The sequence below is a fragment of the Pseudomonadota bacterium genome, assembly GCA_010028905.1.
Lineage (GTDB): Bacteria > Vulcanimicrobiota > Xenobia > RGZZ01 > RGZZ01 > RGZZ01.
In genome coordinates this window covers 1-2,940 of record RGZZ01000567.1, presented here as the reverse complement: position 1 = coordinate 2,940, position 2,940 = coordinate 1, and the positions used below count along the sequence as shown (strand labels likewise).

Annotated in this window: 1 protein-coding gene; it reads right to left on the bottom strand. The window is 67.9% G+C overall.

All coding sequences use genetic code 11. The features are described 5' to 3' along the window. Window positions 1-1,148: 1,148 nt before the first annotated feature. A partial coding sequence (locus EB084_22885) for a hypothetical protein (GenBank protein ID NDD31110.1) occupies window positions 1,149-2,940 on the bottom strand: 1,792 nt, incomplete at its 5' end.

Here is a 2,940-nt window from a genome sequence, read left to right as displayed (position 1 = left end):
CACCGTCCGCTGCAGGGTGGTGACCCCCAGCGGGTTCTTCTGGCGGTTCTCATCGAGGATGCGCTGCCCCGCGGGGTTGCGCGCGAACACCGGCTGTCCGGGACTCACATTCTCGTTCCAACGTCGTGCGAACATGGCCACTCCCTGCTTGCTTGCTCCGAGAACATCGGGGACCGCGTGCCACTGCGCGAGACGCAGCCCCCCCTGACCGCTGGCCAGGCCAAGCGACTGCATCGCCCCCGTCACGCGGCTCATCAGATCGGTCTGCTGCTCGTATCGAGGAACGAGGTAGCGTTGGTTCTGCAGCGGAGAGACCACTTCGAGCACCGCCCCCGTGAAGCGCTCGGCGTCTTCCGCCGAAGCCCCCTCGAGCAGAACGCGGTAGAAGCCGTCGCTGCGCAGCGTGATCGCCACATCTCTGACCGTGTGGCGCTTGTCGAGCTGGCCGCTGTCCTGAAGCGCCAGCAGCACGGCTGTGGCCATGTTGGTGAGGGTCTCGTGGGTCGCCGCGCTGTGGCCTTTCACCGACGAGAACACCTGCCCCACGATGTCGAGCAGCCCTTGCGAGCGACGCACCGGCGGTTCACCGTACGACTGCTGCAGGCATACCTCCACCGTGGCCACCTCGATGCCGCGGTAGGGCTGCCCCACCTTCCACGCGTCGTAGACCTGCTCGCGCTGCGCGGGGCGGGCCAGCATCTCGGCGTTGATGTCGTCCATCAAGCCGCCCAGCTTGTCGGGCGCGGTGCGGGTGAGCGCGGGGTGAACGTGGCTCACGCCGCTGGCGATCTGGCCATCGTCGCACAGCCCGTGAAACCCGAGGTGCTTGCGGGTGAAGCGCTGATAGTCGTTGAAGCCCTTCTCGAACCCCGGCGCCACGCACACCACGTCCCAGTTATCAGCCACCTTGCGCGGCACTCGCGGGTCGATGCGAAGCGAGCGTCCCCGCAGCTGGTTGGTGGTCATGAAGGCCGTCACCGCGGTGAGATCGACCAAGGTGTTGATGGACAGCGCGTCCCACCCCTCGCCGAGCAGTGCGCGCGTACCCACGAGGCAGCGCGTGAGCCCTTCCTCGAAGAGGGCGGTGACCATCCGCACGTAGGTGCGAGGGGTCCAGGCGGCCCCCTCGCCCTCGATGGTGTGCAGCTTCAGCCCCTCGATGGGCACCGACGACAGCGCCACGCTGATGCCGTTGGCCTCGAGCCAGGTCTTTCCCCGCGCGACGAAGCGATCGGCCAGATCGGCGTCGCAAACCACGGTGCTCCCCGTGACGAGCACCGCGTCGAGGGGGTCGGTGTCGACGTGCTGCACGAGCGATCGGATGACCGCAAAGGCCCCCCCGCCTCGGCATCCAGAATGCCCTCCACCTCGCGCACCGCCGTGGGGCTGGTCTGCTCGTAGTCGGTGAGCACCAGGGCACGCAGCGACGGCCCGAGCACCCGGGCCTCGGCCGCGAGGATGCGCAGGAGGGCGTCGATCTTGCTCCCAGAGAGGGCCAGCACGCGGTCGACAGGCGAGGTGTGCTGGCGAAATCCCGTCTCGGTGAGCAGAAGCCCCAGCGCCCGCGTGGCCACGGCGATCTGCTGATAGAGGGCATGGTCGCTCTCGCTCGACGAGAGCTTGAGGTACTCGAGGGCATAGTCTTCGAGAACGAAGGCCCAATCTGACAGCGTGACCATGACCTCGCGGGGGGGCGATACATCCGGGGCCAGCGGCTGCTGCCATGCCAGAAGAAGGCGGACACCCGCCTCGGCAAGCCCTGGGTGGGCCTTCGAGAACTCGGTCCACGACGGGGTGCGCGGCGTCTCGGCCGGCGGCTGATGGATGTCGGCGGGCGTGCGTCGCTGGTTGATGCGCAGATCGAGCCACTGCAGGAAGTGAGGGTGCTTCTCCTTGAGATCGCGCACGAGCTGAGCGAAGCGCTCGTGCTGGCTCGCAATGAACTGCTCCTCGTGCGGCAGGGGCCGGGTGAAGGCCACCAGGTCTTGATAAGGGGCGAGATTGCCTTCCTTGACCACAGCCGGGGTGGGCACCTGGAAATCGATGTCGCCCACCAGATCGAGGTAGCGCGACAGCTCGAGGTCGTCGCGATCGACCGGCGGTGTGGCGGTGAGGCCCACGATGATGGGGCCATCGAGGCGCCCCACGAGCTCGGCCACCACCAGCGACCAGAACCCCGTGAGGTGATGGCACTCATCGAGGATGACGGTGCCCACACGCACCTCGACGAGGCGCTCGAACAGCGCGCGCACGTTCGCGTGCAGCAGGCGCCCCATGTCGAACGACGGATCATTGAGCATCTGCTGGCGCACCTTCGCCTTACGGCTCGACACCTCGCGCTTGTAGTTTTCCGGGTTCGACGCGCGCATGCGCTCGATGCGCGCTGTGGCGTCTTCATCGCTGGCCTTGCGCCCGTCGGTGAGCTCGACCCGCCACTGCGCGAGAGCCGCCTCCACCAGGAACTCGTCGTCACTCGACGCCGTGGTGAGCGCCTGATACGTCAGCGAGATCACCGGCGCTGCCGACAGGGGATCGTGGGTGGCAATGCGCTCGAGGGGCAGCTCGGGCGGCAGGAAGCCACGGCACTTCTCGACCCACTGCCCCTGAATGGCCGTGTTGGGGGCCAGAACGAGGGCCGGTCGTGAGAGGCGACGGATGAGCTCGAGACCGAGAATGGTCTTGCCCGAGCCCGGCGGCGCCACGATGTGCAGCTGGCGCTGCCCATCCCCCAGCCACTGGCTCACCGAATCGAGGACGTCCTGCTGCGACTTGCGGAACGGCTTGTCGAAGCGCAGGCCCGCGAGGAAGGGATCGGGGGGACCCGGAGGACGGGCGAACGCGGGGGCGAGGCGCTGGGCGATGACATCAGACTGCGCACCCTTTCGCTGCAGCCGGATGACGCCGCCGCTGCTCACGGGTGGGCGGTCTTTCTTGCGACCC